Here is a 17,597-nt window from a genome sequence, read left to right as displayed (position 1 = left end):
AATCACACCCATGACGAACCCGGCCGAGAGGCTCGTCGACCTGCTCGACCTGGAGCAGATCGAGGTCAACATCTTCCGCGGACGCAGCCCGCAGGAGTCCCTGCAGCGGGTCTTCGGCGGCCAGGTCGCGGGCCAGGCACTGGTCGCCGCCGGGCGCACCACGGACGGCGAGCGCCCGGTGCACTCGCTGCACGCGTACTTCCTGCGCCCGGGCCGGCCGGGCGTGCCGATCGTGTACCAGGTCGAACGGGTCCGGGACGGGCGGTCGTTCACGACCCGCCGGGTCACCGCCGTGCAGCAGGGCCGCACGATCTTCAATCTCACCGCCTCCTTTCACAAGCCTGAGCAGGGAAGTTTCGAGCACCAGCTGCCGCCGGCCCGCGAGGTGCCGGACCCGGAGGCGCTGCCGACGGTCACGGACGAGATCCGGGAGCATCTCGGCGCGCTGCCCGAGCAGTTGGAGCGGATGGCGCGCCACCAGCCCTTCGACATCCGCTATGTGGACCGGCTGCGCTGGACCCCCGCGGAGGTCAAGGACGCCGAGCCGCGCAGCGCGGTGTGGATGCGCGCGGTCGGGCCGCTCGGCGACGATCCGCTGGTGCACACCTGCGCGTTGACCTACGCCAGCGACATGACCCTCCTGGACGCCGTCCGTATCCCGGTCGAGCCCCTGTGGGGGCAGCGTGGCTTCGACATGGCGTCGCTGGACCACGCGATGTGGTTCCACCGGCCGTTCCGCGCGGACGAGTGGTTCCTGTACGACCAGGAGTCGCCGATCGCGACGGGCGGTCGGGGTCTGGCCCGCGGACGGATCTACGACCTTCAGGGACGGCTGCTGGTGTCCGTCGTCCAGGAAGGGCTGTTCCGGGCGCTGTAGGTGTAGGTCAGGGCAGGTCAGGCGCTTCTGCGGCGCAGCCAGCCGAGGAGTCGGTGCGGGCGCGGGTGCTCGGGGGCCGGGGTGGCGTGGGGCGCCGGGTCGGGCATTGGTGTCGCGTGATGCGCCGGGTCGGGGGGCGGTGTCGAGTGATCCGCCGGGTCCGGGGTCGGTCGCGCCGTGGGGCGTGGGGCGGGACGGTGTTCGCGTGCCTCCTGCACCGACCGTGTCAGGTCGGCCCTCAGCCAGCCGATCTCGTCCGGGTCGTCCGCCGTCATGATCTGCTCGGCCAGGTGGGAGGCGGGCGAGCCCGGTGTTCCGTGCGCGGGCGGCCTCGGCCGGAAGCGGTTGAGATGGGAGCGTTCGTAGGGGTCGGTGACGATCTCCGCGATCTGCACGGGGTCGAGGAAGGCGGCGACGGCGCCGGCCTGTTGCCAGGGGTCGTCGGCCTGCCGCAGCAGGAATCCGAGGTGGCGTCCGCGCCAGTTGCGCGGGCGCAGGTCCAGGCCGGCCTCCAACTGGTCGCGCAGCCCCTCGGGTGTACGCGCCTTCAGCAGCCGGGTGTTCTCCTCGTCGGCCGCGAACTGCCGTAGTTCCTCGGCCAGATAGAGCCAGACGACGGCCCGGTAGCGGTTGAGGTAGAAGTCGACCGGCACGAGCAGGCCCAGGCGGGCGAGGCGGGAGAACCTGCCGGAGGGCACCTGCATGAGGGCCGAGCCTTCCGTGGCGCCCACCGTCCTCACCCGGCCCCGCAAGGCCTCGGGATGCCCCGGGCCGGAGCGCACCCGCTCGATCTCGGTACGGGTGACGCGGCGGCCCCCGCCCCCTTCGTCGGGCACGGTCCGGATGTGCCCGAGGTGGACGGCGAGATCGAACTCGCGTCGTTTGAGGCCCAGTTCCCTGGCGGCGCGGCTGGGCGAAAGGGTGTGGTGGTGCGGGTGGGTGATGGTGTCGCCTGACATGGCCGGTCTCCCCCGTGGAGTCGTCGCTCACGCTGTGTGCGTTCGCCGTGACAGAAAGGTAACCGGTCCGGCGGATCTCGCGGCGAGCCTGTGGATAACTCCACGGGGCAGCGCAGAGATGCAGGTCAGAGCTCTGTGGTCGGGGTGCGCTCGGGCTTGCGCGGGTCCACGCCGAGGTGCTCGCCGACCCGGTTGACGAGGAGCGTCATCTCGTAGGCGATCTGGCCTATGTCGGCCTCCGCGCCGCTGAGCACGCACAGACAGCTGCCGGCGCCCGCGGCGGTGACGAACAGCACGGCGTCGTCGAACTCGACCATCGTCTGGCGCACTCTGCCGGCGCCGAAGTGGTGTCCGGAGCCCTTGGCGAGGCTGTGCAGCCCGGACGAGACGGCGGCAAGATGCTCCGCGTCCTCGCGGCGCAGTCCCGTGCTCGCGCCCGTCACCAGGCCGTCGTTGGACAGGACCAGTGCGTGCCGTACGTGGTCCACACGTTCCGTCAGATCGTCCAGCAGCCAGCCAAGTCCCTGGTTCTGCCCCATGTTCCCGTCTCCCCGTGCGACGTCTCCCCCCTGGCCGGGGGATCTCTTTTGCCAGCCTTCCGGACGACCCGCGCTCCGGGCAAGGAGGATGGGGGCATGGCACAGAAGATGACTGACAGGGAATGGCGGGAGTTCGTCTCGCACGGCACCCGTACTGGGAAGCTGTCGACGGTCCGGGCCGACGGCAGCCCGCACGTGGCGCCGATCTGGTTCCTGCTCGACGGGGACGAGGTGGTGTTCAACACCGGTGGCACGAGCGTGAAGGGGCGCAACATCGCCCGGGACGGCCGGGTCGCGCTGTGCGTGGACGACGACCGACCGCCGTTCGGCTTCGTGGTGTTGCAGGGCAAGGCCCGGATCTCGGAGGATCCCGAGGAACTGCGGCACTGGGCCGGGCGCATCGGGGCGCGGTACATGGGCGAGGACCGCGCCGAGGAGTTCGGGGCCCGTAACGGGGTGCCGGGTGAACTCCTCGTCCGCGTCTCGATCGAGAGGGTGCTGGCACAGAAGGGCGTGTCGGACTGAGGTCGGGCCGCGCCCCTCCGTCCCGCTCAGCCCACCGAGTCGAGCAGCCGGGCGGTGTGCATCCGCCCGGCGTACTCGACGAGCCGGATCAGCACCTCCTTTCCCGAGTCGCGGTCACGGGCGTCACAGAGCACCACCGGGGTTCCCCCGTCGAGGTCGAGGGCGCGGCAGACGTCGCGGGCGCCGTAGGTCCGGGCGCCGGCAAAGCAGTTGACGGCCACCACGAACGGGATGTGCCGGTGCTCGAAGTAGTCGACCGCAGGGAAGCAGTCCTCCAGGCGCCGGGTGTCGGCGAGGACCACGGCGCCGAGGGCTCCCTGGGACAGTTCGTCCCACAGGAACCAGAAACGGTCCTGGCCCGGTGTGCCGAAGAGGTACAGGGAGAGACCGGACCGGATGGTGATGCGCCCGAAGTCCATGGCCACGGTGGTGGTGACCTTCTGGTCCACGCCGTCGGTGTCGTCCACCAGTTGGCCTGCCTCGCTGAGCAGTTCCTCGGTGCGCAGCGGCCTGATCTCGCTGACCGCGCCCACCAGGGTGGTCTTGCCCACGCCGAATCCGCCGGCGACCAGGATCTTCAACGCGAGGGCGGCCGTCTCGCCGCCCTGGTCCTCGGAAGTCTGGGAGACCATCGATCACTTCTCTCGGGAGTGCCGGCCATGGTCGGCGTCGTTGCGTGTGCACCGCGCCCTCACGGAACGTGCGTGCGCGATTCCGGTACGTGTGTGCGAAGTCAGCATCATGACAACTTCGGTGCCCTCTCGAAGGATTCGACCGCTTTTTGTCCGATGTGAGCGACTCGCGGTACTCCGGTGTCCGAGGCGGTGCGCAAGTCGGCACCGTAGGGGACCGGCTGGTTCTTGAACTGTCATCTACAGCGCCCGCAGCCCTTCGATCACTTCGCGCAGAATCCGTTCGTCGGGGAGCTGCGCCGGCGGTACCGGGCGGCTGACGGTGACGCAGCCCAGCTCCAGGAGGTCGCCGAGGAGTACCCGGACCACGCCCACGGGCAGGTCGGCGCCCGCGGCGAGTTCCGCTACCGACTGCGTCTCCGGGCGGCACAGCTCGATCAGGGCCCGGTGCTCCGGACCGAGCGCGGTGTCGTCGTCGGCGCCGGGCGCGCCCGCGTCCAGCGTGACGAGCGCGATCAGGTCGAAGCGGACGCCGCTGGGCCCGGGCCTGGTGCGGCCGCCCGTCATGGCGTACGGGCGGACCAGCGGGCCGGCCTCGTTGTCGTACCACTGGCTGCCCTGTTCCCGCGGGACAGCCCTCATGTCGTCGGTCATGGTGCGGACCTTCTCGCCTCAGCCTGCGGCCGGAGGCCGCGCGGCGACGCGCGGCGGGGTGTAGAGGTGCTCGCCGACACGTTTCACCAGACGGGCCATCTCGTAGGCCACGAGGCCGATGTCGGCGGTCACGGCGGTCAGGACGGCGAGGCAGGAGCCGTCGCCGGCCGCGGCCACGAACAGGAAGCCGTCGTCCATCTCCACCATGGTCTGACGCACCCCGCCGGCCCCGAAGTGGCGGCCCGCACCCTTGGCCAGGCTGTGGAAGCCGGACGCGACCGCCGCGAGGTGTTCGGCGTCCTCACGGCTGAGATCGGTGGAAGCGCCCACGGCCAGCCCGTCGTTGGACAGCACCACGGCATGGCGCACCTCGCTCACGCGCAGCACCAGGTCGTCCAGCAGCCAGTCGAGTTCGCCGGACCGCTGGGCGGCCCTCATGCCTGGGTCCTGGATCATGCGGGGTCTCCTTCGCTGCTGTCGCTGCGCACTGCGGACTCCGGGGCGGTCGCGCGGCCGGGTTGCCGCCCGCCGCCGCGTACCCAGCCGGCGCGGTACGCCGCCATACGGTCCCGAACGAGCTCGGGGGTGCGTGGGTCGTCGCCCTCGGGGGCGGACGTCTGTGCCGGCTCCTCGGCGCGCCGCTCGCGCAGTTGGGGAGCGAGGCTCGCCTGCCGGACGCGGCGGGGGAGGTCGTCGGACCCGTCGGAGTCGTCCGGTGGGCGGTGCAGTCGCAAGGCGGTGACTCCGGGGGGTGGGGTTTCGGTCGTGGTCTTGGCGGCCGTGGGCGCGGAGGCCACCAGGGCGGGCCGGTCGGCCGGTGCCTCGACGGGCTCCTGGCGCGGGGCGGGCACGCGCGCGTGCTCGGGTCCGGGCGGCTCGGGGGTCTCGGCCGACCTGCGGGCTGAACGTTCCGCCGCGCCGCTGTGCAGCAGCGAGGTCGGCAGCAGAACGACCGCGGTGGTGCCGCCGTAGGGCGAGGTGCGCAGGTGCACCTTGATGCCGTGGCGTGCGGCGAGCCTGCTGACCACGAAGAGGCCGAGCCGGTCGCTGTCGAACAGATCGAGCGCCTCGGACTGCTCGATGCGGCGGTTGGCCTCGGCGAGGGTGTCCTTGCCCATGCCCAGTCCGCGGTCCTCGACCTCGACGGCGTAGCCGTTGCCCACGGGTTCGCCGGTGACGCGCACACGCGTGTGGGGCGGCGAGAACTGGGCGGCGTTCTCGACGATCTCTGCCAGCAGGTGAGTGAGGTCGGCGACGGCGGTGCCGACGACGGATGCCTCGGGTAGCTGGCGTACCTCCACGCGCGCGTAGTCCTCGACCTCGGAGACGGCCGCGCGGACCACGTTCGTCAGGGAGACCGGCATCCGCCAGGCACGGCCGGGTGCCGCGCCGGAGAGGATGATGAGGCTCTCCGCGTGGCGCCGCATGCGGGTGGTGAGGTGGTCGAGGCGGAAGAGGTCGCTCAGTTCGTTCGGGTCGTCGGAGCGGCGTTCCATGCTGTCGAGGAGGCTGAGCTGACGGTGGACCAGGACCTGGCTGCGGCGGGCGAGGTTCACGAAGACGCCGGAGATGCCGCTGGCTAGCTCGGCGCGTTCCACGGCGGCCCGCAGCGCGGCGCGATGGACGGTGCCCAGGGCCTCGGCGACCTGTCCGGTCTCGTCCTCCGCCGGCGGTCCGGGAGGGGCTTCCGCGCGGATGTCGATCTCCTCGCCCGCGCGCAGTTTCCGCATCGCCTCGGGGAGTTTGCGGCGGGCGATCTCCAGCGCGCTGTTGCGCAGGCTCACCAGCTCGACGACCAGGCCGCGGCCGATGCGCACGGAGATCACCAGCGAGGCCACGACGGCGGCGAGGCCGAGGAGGACCGCGGCGCCGGCCGGGGTGAGCAGGCCCCGGGTGAACGGGTCGGCCCGCTCCGCCACTCCGCGTCCGGCGTCGGCCTCGATCGTGCGCATCTCGTCCTGCACGCGCGTGTGTGCGCCGTCCCAGAGCGTCTGCGGGGCCGCGGTGACGGCGCGTGCGCCCGGTGCGGCGGTGAGGACCTTGTCCTCCGCAGTGCCCAGCGCGGCGTAGTCGGCGCCGGCGGCGAGTTCCTGCCAGGCGGTGCGTTCGGGGCCGCGCAGGTCGGCGACGGCGGACTCGGTGAGGGCGCGGCGCGTCTCCACGGCGCCGGTGAACAGCCGCAGCCGTTCGCCGTCGAGCCGTCCGGCGAGTCGGGCGCCGACCAGCACCGCGTCCTCCTGGGCCAGCGCCTCGGCCGCGCGGGAGAACTCAAGCAGCACGCGCGCGTCGGAGCCGAGTTCGGCGTCCTGGATCCCGGTGAGCGCGCCGCCCACGGAGAAGGCGGCCGCGATGGTCTTGGTGTACCGCTCGTACGTCTGGTCCCAGCCGGCCCGGTGATCGAGCACGGCGGAGCGCAGCGAGCCGAGTTTCTCGGCGCCGGTGACGAACTCCTCCAGCCGCTGGGCCACTCCGGCCGGCAGCTCCTCGCCGTCGGCCACGGTGTTGCGGTCGCCGAGCCGCAGGGCGGCCACGGCTCCGTCCGTGCGTGTGGCGAGCTTCTTGTACTCGCCGCTCTGCCCGGCGGCGGGGTCGGTGGCCAGGCGCACCGCGGCCGCGCGCTCGGCCTGCAGCGCGCTCACCGCGGCCGCGACGGGGGTGCGGATCTCGGCGTCCACCCGCTGGAGCTGGCGCAGCCGGGAGACGTCCTGCGCGGTGGTGACGGTGGCGTACGCCCACAGGGCCAGGAGGGAGACGACCGGCACCATCAGCAGGCAGACGATCTTGGCTCGGACGGTGGCCGGCCGTATGCGCCAACCACCCGCGCGCGTGGGTGTGCCCTCCGGCGCCGCACCCGTGGACTCGTCGGGGCTTTCGTCGGCCGGCGGTCCGGCGTGTGCGCGGCGGCCGCGCGCGTGCGGTGGGGACGGCGTCTCGACGCCGGGTGCGGTGGTCCTACGGGGTGTGCGCATGGCCTCCTCGCTCGGAAGTGGTTCGTCGGGGCGCCCGGGCCCGCGGCTAGTGGGCGGCGCTCTCGACCGGCCGCTGGGCGGAGGCGGATGCCTGCCGCTCCCCGGTCGTCGGCGACAGGGCGACGAAGGCCGAGGTCAGGAAGAGGTAGGACCCGAGGCCGACGGCGAGGGGGAAGATGAACTGCATCGCCGTGGCCCCGGGAAGGACCTCGCCCGAGGGCGTGACCTGGACGCTGACCGCGAACATTCCGGTGTAGTGCATGCTGCTCACCGCCGCGCCCATGATGAGCGAGGCGACGGTGACGGCGACCGGCGACTTGATGTTGAGCGCCGCCCACAGCGCCGCGGTCGCGGCGACCACGGCGATCAGCACGGAGAGCCCGACGAGCATCGGGTCGTAGTCCACGTCGCCGTGCAGGCGTACCGCCGCCATGCCCAGGTAGTGCATGCTCGCCACGCCGAGCCCGGTGGTGAGTCCGCCGAGGAACAGCGCGCGGGTGCGGTCACGGCTGTAGCCGACGGCGAAGACGCCGGCGCAGACGACGGTCATGGCGACGAGCAGGCTCGCGATGGTGAGCGGCACGTCGTAGCGGATGTCGGTGCCGCTCACGCTGAAGCCCAGCATGGCCACGAAGTGCATGGTCCAGATGCCGGTGCCGATGGCCGAGGCCGCGGTGAGCAGCCAGTTGCGGCGCGAGCGGCCGGTGGCGCCGAGCGCACGGACGGTGCAGCGCAGGCCGAGGGCGGCGCCTATGCAGGCCATCACGTACGACAGCGCGGGGGTAAGCCACCCGAGGGCGGCGTGGTCCAGGTGTCCCATGGCCACGGGACGCTAGTCGGGGCAGGGGCGCACAAAGGGGGCGCATTTCGAAAGGTGTTGGAATATGACGCAGAAACGTATCTGAACGATCGCCTCACGCTCGAACGTGTGCGCCGCTGAGTCGTCCTCCGCGGTGACAGCGTCATCCCTGCCGGTGAGGGATCATGCGGAACATGAGCGACGACCACACACACGTCCAGGAGTTCTTCACCGCCCGCGCCGCCGACTGGGACAGCAGGTTCCCCGACGACGGCCCCGCCTACGAGGCCGCGGTCGCCGACCTCGGGCTGCGCGCGGGCGGTCGGGTGCTCGACGCCGGGTGCGGCACCGGACGCGCCCTGCCGCCTCTGCGTGCGGCCGTGGGGCCCACGGGAGTGGTCATCGGGGCCGACCTCACCCCGGCCATGCTGGAGGCCGCTGTGCGGGCCGGGCGGGACCGCGACGGGCAGCTGCTGCTCGCCGACGTCGCCGCGCTGCCGTTGCGGTCCGAGTCGCTGGACGCCGTGTTCGGGGCGGGGCTCATCGCACACCTGCCCCATCCGGCCGAGAACCTGCGGGAGTTGGCGCGCGTGGTGCGCCCGGGAGGCACCCTGGCGCTGTTCCACCCGATCGGCAGGGCGGCGCTCGCGGCGCGCCAGGGGCGGCAGATCACCCCGGACGACCTGCGCGCCGAGCCCAACCTCCGTCCGCTGCTGGCCGGTTCCGGGTGGCGGATGACGGCGTACGTCGACGAGGACGCCCGGTTCCTGGCGCTTGCCGTACGGGACGCCTGAGCCCTCACCCGCGCCCGGCGACCACCGCCGCGAAGGCGTCGGGGTTGTCGAACATGACGTTGTGACCCGCGCCGGGCACCGTCACCACGCGCACCCCCGCCGCCTCCAGGGCCTGCCTGCCCGCGAGTTCACCGCTGAGTTCGCCCTGCAGGTACACCCGGTCGACCGGGACGGCTTCGAGGATGTCGCGCATGACGGGCTGCGATCCGCGGACGAGTCCGACTGCGGTGCGGTGCAGGGCGCGCGGGTCGGCCAGGCGCATGGTCGCCGCCCACAGCGGCCCGACCCGCTCCAGCACGCGCGCGTGGGCGCCGTCGACGAACTCCCCCTCCTCGTAGGACGCGATGCCGCTGCTCCCGGCCGTGGGCGGCGGGAAGGCGTCGAGATTGGCCTCCGTCAGGACCAGACGGGAGACGAGGCCGGGGCGCCGGTGGGCGAGCACGACGGCGACGGCGCCGCCCATGCTGTGGGCGATCAGTTCGGCGGCGGCCAGACCCGCCGCGTCCAGTGCCGCCGCGAGGGCGTCGGCGTGCTCCTCAAGGGTGTAGCCGAAGTGCCGCGGCCGGTCGCTGATGCCGTGCCCCGGGAGATCGACGAACAGGCTGCGCCGGCCCGCGAGTTCGGGCCGGGACGCGATGTGCGCGTGGTAGACGGACGACATCGACCCCAGTCCGTGCACATACACGCGCGCGGGTTCCTCGCCCGGCGTCTCCGTCCACCGGATGCAGCTTCCCTCACCGTCGAACTCGGCTTGCCTCATCGCGTCCTCCCCGTCCGTCGTCTCGCCCCAGGACTATACATCGGTTACGAGGTATAGAGCATTCGATGTATGCCATGGGTGATGTACAGCGCCGGTGCGCGAGAATGCGGTCATGCTGGAACTCGCCATCCTCGGATTCCTCTACGACACCCCCCTGCACGGCTACGAACTGCGCAAGCGGATCACCGCGCTCACCGGACACGTGCGGCCGATCGCGGAGAGCACCCTGTACCCCGCGATCAAGCGCCTGGAGAAGGCGGGCCTGCTGGAGCGCGCCACGGAACCCGGCGCCGTGGCGGCCCCACGGCACGTCCTGACCCTCACCGCGGAAGGCAGAGGGGAACTGCGCCGCCGGCTCGCCGAACCCGTGCAGCGCGACATCACCGACGAGAACCGCTGGTTCACGGTGCTGGCGTTCCTGCGGCACCTGGAGGACTCCTCCGCCCAGGCGGCCGTGCTGCGCCGCAGACTCGCGTTCCTGGAGGAGCCCGCGAGCTTCTTCTACGAGGGAGACCGGCCGCTGAGCGCCGAGGAGTTCGACGATCCCTTCCGGCGCGGCATCCTGACCATCGCGCGCGCCACCTCCCGGGCCGAACTCGCCTGGCTGCGGGAGACCCTCAACTCACTCGGCGGCTGACACGTCCATGTGCCGCACGGGGCAACCACGCACGCCGGACACCGGGTGCGTGCCCAGCTCGTCCAGGCGGTAGCCGTTCGGGTAGCCCTTGATCTCCCAGTTCTGACGTGCGTAGTGCGGGGCGTTGCGCGGCGGCATCAGGCGGACGACACGCCCGCGCATCCGCACCGCCCGGCGCACGAGCGCGCGCGTGGCGGGACCCGGGGGCGTGTAGCGGAAGGCCCGCAGGAGCGGGTCGTCGAGCAGGGCGAGCGTCGATGTGTGCAACAGGGGCGCGAGGGGGCGCGGGTACCAGGAGGCCATCAGGTCCAGCGTGGCGTCCGACACCCGGCGCGCGTCCTCGTCCCAGTCGAAGTGGGCGGCCTCGTAGGCATCCAGGCAGGCCTCGAACTCCTCGTAGGTCTCCGGGGCGTCCTTGATGCCCATGTGCCGGCCCAGGGTGCGGTAGTGGACGGCGGAGGCGACGGTCTCGTGGCGCGAGAGCCTGCGCCAGCCGTAGGCGTCGATCCACCGCTTGGGCATCACAACGAACGTGCACAGGACGTAGCGCATGTCGTCGTTGCTGATGTCGTAGCTGCGGTGCATCCGGTTGATGCGGCGGATCGCCGTGCGGCCCTGCTCGCTGTCGAAGCCGTGCTCGACGACGGCATCCAGAAGGAGTGACGTGTCGTCATAGCGCTTCTGTGTCCGGTCCGTCAGCTCCGCCGTCTCGGCGAGGAGCCGGCCGATGGCAGGCACGGCATAGGTGCGGTAGAGCGCCAGTTCCAGCGCGCGGGTGAAGTCCCAGGGGAACTCGTACGCGGACATGAGCCGGTAGATCTCCGAGGCGTCCTCGTACGGATCCATCCGCCGAATCTGCTCAAGCCGCTCGAAGCGCTTCACCGCGCCGTCCCCCTTCTGCCGCCGAAGCTCCAACTCTACGTTGAGTAGCAGGAGATGAACGATCAGCCATGGCAACCACGCAGGGGGAAGGTGGTCAGCATGTTCGACAGGTTCCGTGAGTCCTGGACCAGATTCTTGGGCGCCTCGCGCGCGGGGACGAGCTCCGACCAGGACAAGCGCACGCACAATCTGTTCGAAGCGGCCGCCGCGTACGTCTCGGCCTGCGCGGAGGACGACCAGGAGCGCATCGACGAGGCCGCGGGCTGGGTGTCGCCGGAGGCGCTGTCGTTCGGGGTGAACGAGCTCGCGTGCCGGGCCGTCATCGCGCTCGCGCGGGAGCGGGACGAGTCTCCGCGGGCGGTGGCCCGGGCGCTCCTCGGGCTTCCGGCGGCCTGACCGGCCCGCCGACCGACCGATTTCACCCCGTCCAGCCGGAAAACTGCAGCTCCGGGTGTGCTTGGGTGTCGTGACAAGCACCTTCCGGGCGCACTAGGGTGCGCGCCGTTGGACGAACGAATGGGGAGGCTGGGATGGCCGGGACGGACGAGGACGCCGTCGCCGCCGAGGACGACGCGCTCTATGTGCTCACGGCGGTGCTGCTGACGCCGGCGAAGTTCCCTAGCGTGCTTGGCGACGACTATCCGGAGGCCTGCACGGCGCTCGGCCTCGCGCCGCTCGCCGACGGCTATGGCCTGGTGCTCGGCCAGGACGGCGACGGTGCCCGCTGGACGGTCGTCATCGACGACGTCTCGCTGGTCGCGGTGGCCATCGCCTCCTGGGACTGCGGCATGGAGTACGACCTGTCGCCGGACGAGCGCACGGTCGTCGCCGCCCTGCCCGGCTGGCCCCTGGCAGTCGCGGTCGCCGCACCCAACGTGCCCGCGCCGCACGATCCCGGCCCCGACGTCGCCGACGGCCCCCCGCTGGCACCGCCGGACACCTCCGTCTGGGGCCCGGCCCAGCGGCGCCTGGGCGCCGACGAGATCGCGCTCCAGTGGGCACTGTGGCGCGAGCAGATCGACGACGCCGACTTCGCGAGCCCGGCAGGTCCCGCGGACGAGTCCGGGGCGGGCAGTGGGCAGGGGTCGGCATCGGGCGAGCCCGGAGCGGTCGATGGGCATGCGGCGCCCTCGGGCGAGTCCGGGGTGGCTGACGGTCAGGGGTCGGCAGCGGGCGGTTCCGGGACGGCTGACGGTCAGGGGTCGCCAGCGCACGGTTCCGGGACGGCTGACGGCCAGAGGGCGGCCACGGACGGTGCCGGCGCCGCTGACGGTACGAGGGCAGCCGCGGACCGTACCGGAGCAGCCCAGGAGGTGACCGCGGGCGGTTCCGGAGCAGTCCGGGACGCGACCGCGGACGGTTCCGGAGGAGCCCAGGACGCGACCGCCGACGGTTCCGTGGCACCCCAGCAGACGGCAGCGGACGGTTCCGGGGCGCCCAGCAGCCACAAGCCCGCGCCGGAGGCCCCGCAGGGCGCGTCGCGCCCGAAGGGGCACAGCGGGATCCGCCGCGTCCTCGCCGAGGCACGCGCGTACGTGGACACCCCGCCGCCGCTCGGGCGGGTCCGGTCGTCGTTCGCCTCGGGCGACGCACGGACCCTGCGTGCCGACGGGCCCGGTTGGTCCCTCGTGGCCAGGACCGACGACATTGCCTTCGTGCTGCTCGACGACGAGCCCGGCGAGGTGCTGCCGGTCGGCCGCGGGCCGGAGCTGCCGGGCCTGCTGGAGGCTCTCGACAAGATGGCCGTACGCCCGAGCTGAGGTCGCCCGCCGGCCGGTGAACCGACCAGATCCCAGAGCCTGGTGAGCCGTGCCTGCGCGTGAAGCGTGGCGTCACGCCGCCCGTGGACCGTACCGTCGGTTGGCCCGCGGGCGGCGATGTTGTCGACTCCTGTGCACTGCCGGAGGCCTCCTTGGCGCGTCAGCGCCTCAGCGGCCGAGCTCCTTGCGGGTCGCGCGGCGCAGCTTGCGCCGCTGTGAGGGGTCGAGCGCGAGGTAGGCGGCGGCCGGGACTCCCAGGACGATCAGGAGCGCTGCCCACCAGGGCAGCCAGATCAGCAAAATGATCCCGACCGCCACACCTCCTGCGGCGATCTTGGCGTTCTTCGACATGTGTGTCGCCTCCTCCGCGGCCACTGCCGCTCTCTGCTCTGAAAACGGGCCCGCGCTTCCCGCGGTTCCGAACCGCGACCCTGAGACGTCCCTGAGGTGTGCCCCCTACTGGTCCTACAACTACTGGTCCTGGATTCCTCTCGCCCCCGCCCGCCCCGGAGGGCCTCGCCGCCTCTGCGGGCGGCCCTCGTGCGGGGGCACACCCCACCCTCCCACGCAGTGACGCAGAACACAGCCCTGTCATGCCGGGCCGGCCACGACCATGCTGTACCCTCGGCGACTCCGACCGGTAGTCAAGTTTGAGGAATCCATCATCGCTGCACCGAGCACCCCTGCACCCCTCCCCTCCGAGATTTCCGAACTGGCCCACTGCAGCACCGTGTTCATGCCCGGCGATCCTGCCCGCACCGGCCGGGTCGCCTTCTGGCGCCCCGACGGCGAGGTGCCTCCCCAGATCGGCGCGGGCTCGGCCGAGAGCCTGGACGTCGTCCTGCCCGGCGGCCACGGCGTCGAGACGGCGAGCGTCCCTTGCGTCGTGCTGCCCGTGCGCTCGGCGCTGCCGGTCCTCACGCGCGCGCGTGCCGTCACGGACGCGCACCGGGGAGCGGTGTTCTGGGGCTCCGCGGCCGTGCTCGCCCTGCAACTCGTCGCGCGTGGGCTGCTGTTGCCCGGCCTCTCCCCCACCGACCACGACGCCTGGCGCGTCGGCCCGCTGGACGGCAAGGACATCGAACGCGTCCGCCGCCTGGCCGCGGCGATGCCGCCCGAGGCGCACGCGGTGCCGTTGGACACCTCCGGGGCTCTTCGGCTGCCCGACCCGGAACGGCTGCTGCGCGCCTTCCTGGACGCCGTCGCCGACGCGCTGCCCCGCTCCTCCGCCGCTCCCTTCGTGACCGGCGGACCCGCCTACGCGGCACCGGAACCGCGGCAGCTGCCCGGGCACCGCGCGTGGGCGTCCGACATCGCCGCGGGCCACGACGCCGGCGTACGCCTCTCCCTGCGCATCGAGGTCCCCGGTCTGGCCGACGCTGCGCACGACGACACGGCGCTGCCGTTCCGGGCGGTGCTCCAGGTGCACGGCGTGCACGATCCCGCGCTCGTCGCGGACGCCGCCCAGGTGTGGGCCGGGGCCGCCGCCTTCGGCCCGCGCGCGCCGCTGGACGCCCTGCTGGCGCTGCGCCGCGCGGCCCGGGCATGGCCACCGCTGGCTCCGCTGCTCTCGGCGGCCGTGCCGGACGCCGTGGAGTTGGCCGACGAGGAGGTCACCGACCTGTTGGTGGCGGGCGCCCGAGCCCTGGCCGGTGCAGGTGTCGATGTGCACTGGCCCAAGGGCCTGGCCCACAGACTGACCGCCCGCGCAGTCGTCGGCCCGGACGACGAGCCGGAGCCCGGGAAGGCGCTCTCGGACACGCCGTCGTTCCTCTCCGCCGATGCCCTGCTCGCCTTCAACTGGCGGTTCGCGCTGGGCGAGCAGCGTCTGACGCGCGAGGAGCTGGACCGCCTGGCCGAGGCCGGCCGGCCCCTGGTGCGGCTGCGCGACCAGTGGGTCCTGGTCGATCCCGAGGAGGTGCGCCGGGCCCGCGACCGGCAGGACCGGAAGGTGACGCCCGTCGACGCGCTGAGCGCCGCCCTGACAGGCTCGACGGAGGTCGACGGCCGCAGGGTCGAGGTGCAGCCCACGGGGTGGCTGGCGACGCTGCGGGAGCGGCTGGCGGACCCCGAGGGCCAGGAGCCGGTTCCGCAGCCCGAGGCGCTCGCGGCCACCCTGCGCGACTACCAGCGGCGCGGCCTGAGCTGGCTGGCCCGGATGACCTCCCTGGGGCTGGGCTGCTGTCTCGCCGACGACATGGGACTGGGCAAGACGATCACGCTGATCGCGCTGCATCTGCACCGGCAGACCGACGCCGCGTCCGCCGGTCCCACGCTCGTGGTGTGTCCGACGTCCCTGATGGGCAACTGGCAGCGCGAGATCGAGAAGTTCGCCCCGGGCACGCCCGTGCGCCGCTTCCACGGCTCCCGGCGCGGCCTGGACGCCCTGGCCGACGGGGAGTTCGTGCTCACCACGTACGGCACGATGCGCCTGGACGCGCGGCGGCTGGCCGACGTGCCGTGGGGCATGGTCGTGGCGGACGAGGCCCAGCATGTGAAGAACCCGTACTCGGCGACCGCGCGTGAACTGCGTTCCATCGGCGCACGCGCACGCGTGGCGCTCACCGGCACTCCGGTGGAGAACAACCTCTCGGAGCTGTGGGCGATCCTCGACTGGACCACACCCGGGCTGCTCGGCCGGCTCGGCACCTTCCGCAGCCGGTATGCGCAGGCCGTCGAGAGCGGCCGGGATCCGGCCGCCGCCGACCGACTCGCCCGGCTGGTACGCCCGTTCCTGCTGCGCCGCCACAAGTCGGATCCCGGGATCGCGCCGGAGCTGCCTCCGAAGACCGAGACCGACCGCGCGGTGTCGCTCACCAAGGAACAGGCGGGCCTGTACGAGGCCGTGGTGCGCGAGACGCTCACGGAGATCGCCGAGGCCGACAGCATGGCGCGCCGCGGACTGATCGTGAAGCTGCTGACGGGGCTGAAGCAGATCTGCAACCACCCGGCGCAGTACCTCAAGGAGGAGCGGCCGACGATCGCCGGACGCTCCGGGAAGCTGGAGCTCCTGGACGAGCTGCTGGACACCATCCTGTCCGAAGGGGCGGGCGTACTGGTGTTCACGCAGTACGTGCGCATGGGGCACCTCATCGAACAGCACCTGGCGGCCCGCGGCGTGGCCTCGCAGTTCCTGCACGGCGGGACCCCGATCGCCGAGCGCGAGCGGCTCGTGCACCGGTTCCAGAACGGTGAGGTCCCCGTCTTCCTGCTGTCGTTGAAGGCGGCGGGCACGGGCCTGAACCTCACCCGCGCCGAACATGTCGTGCACTACGACCGCTGGTGGAACCCCGCCGTGGAGGCCCAGGCCACCGACCGTGCCTACCGCATCGGTCAGACGCGGCCCGTGCAGGTGCACCGGCTGATCGCCGAGGGAACCGTCGAGGACCGCATCGCCGACATGCTGAGCCGCAAGAAGGAACTGGCCGACGCGGTGCTCGGCTCCGGGGAGGCGGCACTCACCGAGCTGACGGACGCGGAGCTGGCCGATCTGGTGGAGCTGCGAGGGGGCGCGCGATGAACCGATTCGACGCAAACGAGCAGTTGGAGCGCACCTTTGCCGCGCTGCCTCCCGCGCACGGGAGGGGCTTCGCGCAGACGTGGTGGGGCCAGGCGTGGCTGAAGGCGCTGGAGGACACGGCACTGGACTCGAAGCAGCTCAAGGCGGGGCGTCGACTCGCGCGCGCGGGAGGCGTGGGCGCGGTGTCGGTGCGCCCGGGGCGCATCACGGCTGTCGTACAGGACCACGACCGGACGGCGCACCGGGCCGACGTGCTGCTGGCGGAGCTGTCCGACGAGCAGTGGGACGGGTTCGCGGCCATGGCCGTGGAGCGGGCCGGCCACGTCGCGGCGCTGCTGGACCGGGAGATGCCGCCGCACCTGGTCGAGGACGCCGCGGCCACCGGCATCGACCTGCTGCCCGGCCTGGGCGACCTGGAGCCCGAGTGCGACTGCGACGCCTGGGACCACTGCGCGCACACGGCGGCCCTGTGCTACCAGATGGCGCGCCTGCTGGACCAGGATCCGTTCGTGCTGCTGCTGATGCGGGGACGCGGTGAACGAGCCCTGCTCGACGACCTCCAGGCCCGCAGCGCCGCGCCCGCCGAGGAGGTGGTCGAACCGGAGGGAGTGGACGCCGCGGAGGCGTACGCGGCCGGGGACATCCTGCCCTCGCTGCCGGCTCTTCCCGAGCTTCCCGAGGAGCCGGGTGTGCCGCCGTCCCTGGACACGGAGACGCCTGCTCCGGCCGGGACCGACCCCGCCGCCCTGGAGTTCCTCGCTGCCCGCACGGCGGCGGAGGCGCACCGGCTGCTGGCCGAGGCGCTGCTCGCTGGCGCGGAACACCGCGCCTTCGAAGCCGGGTTGGCGCCGGCCGAGGACGCGGTCCGGCTCGCCGCCGGCGGCCCCGTGCCGACGGTGGCCGAGCGACTCGCCGGGGGTTCGGGGCGCAGCCGGGAGCGGCTGGCCCTGGCCGTCCGGGCCTGGGAGGTCGGCGGAGCGGCCGCGCTGTCCGTGCTGGAGGAGGAGTGGCCCGTCGAGGGCGAGGCGGCTGCACGCGCGCGTGCGGCGCTGGAGTCGGCCTGGGACGAGGACGAACGTCCGGCGCTGCGCGCACAGGGCAATCGGTGGACGGTCGTCGGTGCGCCGAGCCAGGTGCGGTTGGGCCGGGACGGGCGCTGGTGGCCGTACCGCAAGGAGCGGGGTCGCTGGGTGCCCGCCGGCGGCCCGGCCCAGGACCCGGCCACGGCACTGGCCTCGGCGGAGCCCGAGCTCGCCCTGGAGTGACGGCACGCCGGTAAGTCCGGTTTCC

Annotated in this window: 18 protein-coding genes; 8 read left to right on the top strand and 10 right to left on the bottom strand. The window is 72.7% G+C overall.

The window, feature by feature from the left end:
• Nucleotides 1-10: 10 nt before the first annotated feature.
• Nucleotides 11-877 carry an acyl-CoA thioesterase II gene (locus tag AB0Q90_RS10895; protein WP_363165469.1) on the top strand — a complete coding sequence of 289 codons (867 nt, stop codon included), beginning with the start codon at nt 11-13 and terminating at the stop codon, nt 875-877.
• Between the two features lie 17 nt (nt 878-894).
• Here the strand turns inward: AB0Q90_RS10895 and AB0Q90_RS10890 are convergent, their stop codons facing one another.
• Nucleotides 895-1,836 carry a DUF6397 family protein gene (locus AB0Q90_RS10890; RefSeq protein ID WP_363165470.1) on the bottom strand — a complete coding sequence of 314 codons (942 nt, stop codon included), beginning with the start codon at nt 1,834-1,836 and terminating at the stop codon, nt 895-897.
• 125 nt (nt 1,837-1,961) lie between these two features.
• Nucleotides 1,962-2,375, bottom strand: a complete 414-nt coding sequence (locus AB0Q90_RS10885; RefSeq protein ID WP_363165471.1) for a roadblock/LC7 domain-containing protein — start codon at nt 2,373-2,375, stop codon at nt 1,962-1,964.
• 96 nt (nt 2,376-2,471) lie between these two features.
• On the opposite strand from AB0Q90_RS10885, the gene AB0Q90_RS10880 reads away from it, so the two are divergent.
• Nucleotides 2,472-2,900, top strand: a complete 429-nt coding sequence (locus AB0Q90_RS10880) for a PPOX class F420-dependent oxidoreductase (protein ID WP_363165472.1) — start codon at nt 2,472-2,474, stop codon at nt 2,898-2,900.
• 26 nt (nt 2,901-2,926) lie between these two features.
• On the opposite strand, the gene AB0Q90_RS10875 is transcribed toward AB0Q90_RS10880, so the two are convergent.
• The 5 genes from AB0Q90_RS10875 to AB0Q90_RS10855 form a co-directional block, all read right to left on the bottom strand.
• A complete protein-coding gene (locus AB0Q90_RS10875) occupies nt 2,927-3,532 on the bottom strand; it encodes an ATP/GTP-binding protein (RefSeq protein WP_363165473.1) in 606 nt (201 codons plus the stop codon).
• Between the two features lie 240 nt (nt 3,533-3,772).
• Complete coding sequence (locus AB0Q90_RS10870; protein ID WP_363165474.1) at nt 3,773-4,186, bottom strand: DUF742 domain-containing protein; 414 nt, start codon at nt 4,184-4,186, stop codon at nt 3,773-3,775.
• Between the two features lie 18 nt (nt 4,187-4,204).
• Nucleotides 4,205-4,642: a roadblock/LC7 domain-containing protein gene (locus AB0Q90_RS10865; protein ID WP_363165475.1), complete on the bottom strand. Its 438-nt coding sequence runs from the start codon at nt 4,640-4,642 to the stop codon at nt 4,205-4,207.
• Complete coding sequence (locus AB0Q90_RS10860) at nt 4,639-7,155, bottom strand: nitrate- and nitrite sensing domain-containing protein (RefSeq protein WP_363165477.1); 2,517 nt, start codon at nt 7,153-7,155, stop codon at nt 4,639-4,641. Before AB0Q90_RS10860 ends, AB0Q90_RS10865 begins: the two co-directional genes overlap by 4 nt.
• A 46-nt stretch (nt 7,156-7,201) precedes the next feature.
• Complete coding sequence (locus tag AB0Q90_RS10855) at nt 7,202-7,975, bottom strand: MHYT domain-containing protein (protein ID WP_363165478.1); 774 nt, start codon at nt 7,973-7,975, stop codon at nt 7,202-7,204.
• A gap of 164 nt (nt 7,976-8,139) precedes the next feature.
• Between AB0Q90_RS10855 and AB0Q90_RS10850 the strand changes: the two genes are divergently transcribed.
• A complete protein-coding gene (locus AB0Q90_RS10850; protein ID WP_363165479.1) occupies nt 8,140-8,748 on the top strand; it encodes a class I SAM-dependent methyltransferase in 609 nt (202 codons plus the stop codon).
• A gap of 4 nt (nt 8,749-8,752) precedes the next feature.
• Here AB0Q90_RS10850 and AB0Q90_RS10845 read toward each other — a convergent pair whose 3' ends face one another.
• The gene (locus AB0Q90_RS10845) at nt 8,753-9,508 is read right to left on the bottom strand and encodes an alpha/beta hydrolase (protein ID WP_363165480.1); all 756 of its coding nucleotides are present in this window, start codon (nt 9,506-9,508) and stop codon (nt 8,753-8,755) included.
• 112 nt (nt 9,509-9,620) lie between these two features.
• Here AB0Q90_RS10845 and AB0Q90_RS10840 point away from each other — a divergent pair, with 112 nt between their 5' ends.
• On the top strand, nt 9,621-10,145 hold the full coding sequence (locus tag AB0Q90_RS10840) for a PadR family transcriptional regulator (RefSeq protein WP_363165481.1): 525 nt from the start codon (nt 9,621-9,623) through the stop codon (nt 10,143-10,145).
• Here the strand turns inward: AB0Q90_RS10840 and AB0Q90_RS10835 are convergent.
• Nucleotides 10,131-11,027 carry an oxygenase MpaB family protein gene (locus AB0Q90_RS10835; protein WP_363165482.1) on the bottom strand — a complete coding sequence of 299 codons (897 nt, stop codon included), beginning with the start codon at nt 11,025-11,027 and terminating at the stop codon, nt 10,131-10,133. The genes AB0Q90_RS10840 and AB0Q90_RS10835 overlap by 15 nt on opposite strands.
• Before the next feature lie 99 nt (nt 11,028-11,126).
• Here AB0Q90_RS10835 and AB0Q90_RS10830 point away from each other — a divergent pair, with 99 nt between their 5' ends.
• Both AB0Q90_RS10830 and AB0Q90_RS10825 read left to right on the top strand, forming a co-directional pair.
• Nucleotides 11,127-11,423, top strand: coding sequence for a hypothetical protein (locus tag AB0Q90_RS10830; RefSeq protein ID WP_363165483.1), 297 nt, complete (start codon nt 11,127-11,129; stop codon nt 11,421-11,423).
• 134 nt (nt 11,424-11,557) lie between these two features.
• Nucleotides 11,558-12,787 carry a hypothetical protein gene (locus AB0Q90_RS10825; protein WP_363165484.1) on the top strand — a complete coding sequence of 410 codons (1,230 nt, stop codon included), beginning with the start codon at nt 11,558-11,560 and terminating at the stop codon, nt 12,785-12,787.
• Between the two features lie 168 nt (nt 12,788-12,955).
• Here AB0Q90_RS10825 and AB0Q90_RS10820 read toward each other — a convergent pair whose 3' ends face one another.
• On the bottom strand, nt 12,956-13,138 hold the full coding sequence (locus AB0Q90_RS10820) for a hypothetical protein (RefSeq protein WP_363165485.1): 183 nt from the start codon (nt 13,136-13,138) through the stop codon (nt 12,956-12,958).
• A 385-nt stretch (nt 13,139-13,523) separates the two neighbouring features.
• Here AB0Q90_RS10820 and AB0Q90_RS10815 point away from each other — a divergent pair, with 385 nt between their 5' ends.
• Nucleotides 13,524-16,307 (top strand): DEAD/DEAH box helicase, encoded by a 2,784-nt coding sequence (locus tag AB0Q90_RS10815; protein ID WP_363165486.1) that lies wholly within the window; start codon nt 13,524-13,526, stop codon nt 16,305-16,307.
• Nucleotides 16,304-17,572 carry an SWF or SNF family helicase gene (locus AB0Q90_RS10810; protein ID WP_363165487.1) on the top strand — a complete coding sequence of 423 codons (1,269 nt, stop codon included), beginning with the start codon at nt 16,304-16,306 and terminating at the stop codon, nt 17,570-17,572. Before AB0Q90_RS10815 ends, AB0Q90_RS10810 begins: the two co-directional genes overlap by 4 nt.
• Nucleotides 17,573-17,597 lie beyond the last annotated feature (25 nt).

The sequence above is a fragment of the Streptomyces sp. NPDC079141 genome, from assembly GCF_040686775.1.
GTDB lineage: Bacteria > Actinomycetota > Actinomycetes > Streptomycetales > Streptomycetaceae > Streptomyces.
Note: the sequence above shows the minus strand (reverse complement) of the source record. Positions and strands in the feature narration are given on the sequence as shown.

Excerpts from the sequence above, each read along its gene's own strand:
- AB0Q90_RS10845 (WP_363165480.1), bottom strand. The coding sequence starts at position 9,508 with ATGAGGCAAGCCGAGTTCGACGGTGAGGGAAGCTGCATCCGGTGGACG.
- AB0Q90_RS10860 (WP_363165477.1), bottom strand. The coding sequence starts at position 7,155 with ATGCGCACACCCCGTAGGACCACCGCACCCGGCGTCGAGACGCCGTCC.
- AB0Q90_RS10815 (WP_363165486.1), top strand. The coding sequence starts at position 13,524 with ATGCCCGGCGATCCTGCCCGCACCGGCCGGGTCGCCTTCTGGCGCCCC.
- AB0Q90_RS10850 (WP_363165479.1), top strand. The coding sequence starts at position 8,140 with ATGCGGAACATGAGCGACGACCACACACACGTCCAGGAGTTCTTCACC.
- AB0Q90_RS10820 (WP_363165485.1), bottom strand. The coding sequence starts at position 13,138 with ATGTCGAAGAACGCCAAGATCGCCGCAGGAGGTGTGGCGGTCGGGATC.
- AB0Q90_RS10810 (WP_363165487.1), top strand. The coding sequence starts at position 16,304 with ATGAACCGATTCGACGCAAACGAGCAGTTGGAGCGCACCTTTGCCGCG.
- AB0Q90_RS10880 (WP_363165472.1), top strand. The coding sequence starts at position 2,472 with ATGGCACAGAAGATGACTGACAGGGAATGGCGGGAGTTCGTCTCGCAC.
- AB0Q90_RS10830 (WP_363165483.1), top strand. The coding sequence starts at position 11,127 with ATGTTCGACAGGTTCCGTGAGTCCTGGACCAGATTCTTGGGCGCCTCG.
- AB0Q90_RS10825 (WP_363165484.1), top strand. The coding sequence starts at position 11,558 with ATGGCCGGGACGGACGAGGACGCCGTCGCCGCCGAGGACGACGCGCTC.
- AB0Q90_RS10885 (WP_363165471.1), bottom strand. The coding sequence starts at position 2,375 with ATGGGGCAGAACCAGGGACTTGGCTGGCTGCTGGACGATCTGACGGAA.
- AB0Q90_RS10840 (WP_363165481.1), top strand. The coding sequence starts at position 9,621 with ATGCTGGAACTCGCCATCCTCGGATTCCTCTACGACACCCCCCTGCAC.
- AB0Q90_RS10875 (WP_363165473.1), bottom strand. The coding sequence starts at position 3,532 with ATGGTCTCCCAGACTTCCGAGGACCAGGGCGGCGAGACGGCCGCCCTC.
- AB0Q90_RS10865 (WP_363165475.1), bottom strand. The coding sequence starts at position 4,642 with ATGATCCAGGACCCAGGCATGAGGGCCGCCCAGCGGTCCGGCGAACTC.
- AB0Q90_RS10890 (WP_363165470.1), bottom strand. The coding sequence starts at position 1,836 with ATGTCAGGCGACACCATCACCCACCCGCACCACCACACCCTTTCGCCC.
- AB0Q90_RS10855 (WP_363165478.1), bottom strand. The coding sequence starts at position 7,975 with ATGGGACACCTGGACCACGCCGCCCTCGGGTGGCTTACCCCCGCGCTG.
- AB0Q90_RS10895 (WP_363165469.1), top strand. The coding sequence starts at position 11 with ATGACGAACCCGGCCGAGAGGCTCGTCGACCTGCTCGACCTGGAGCAG.
- AB0Q90_RS10870 (WP_363165474.1), bottom strand. The coding sequence starts at position 4,186 with ATGACCGACGACATGAGGGCTGTCCCGCGGGAACAGGGCAGCCAGTGG.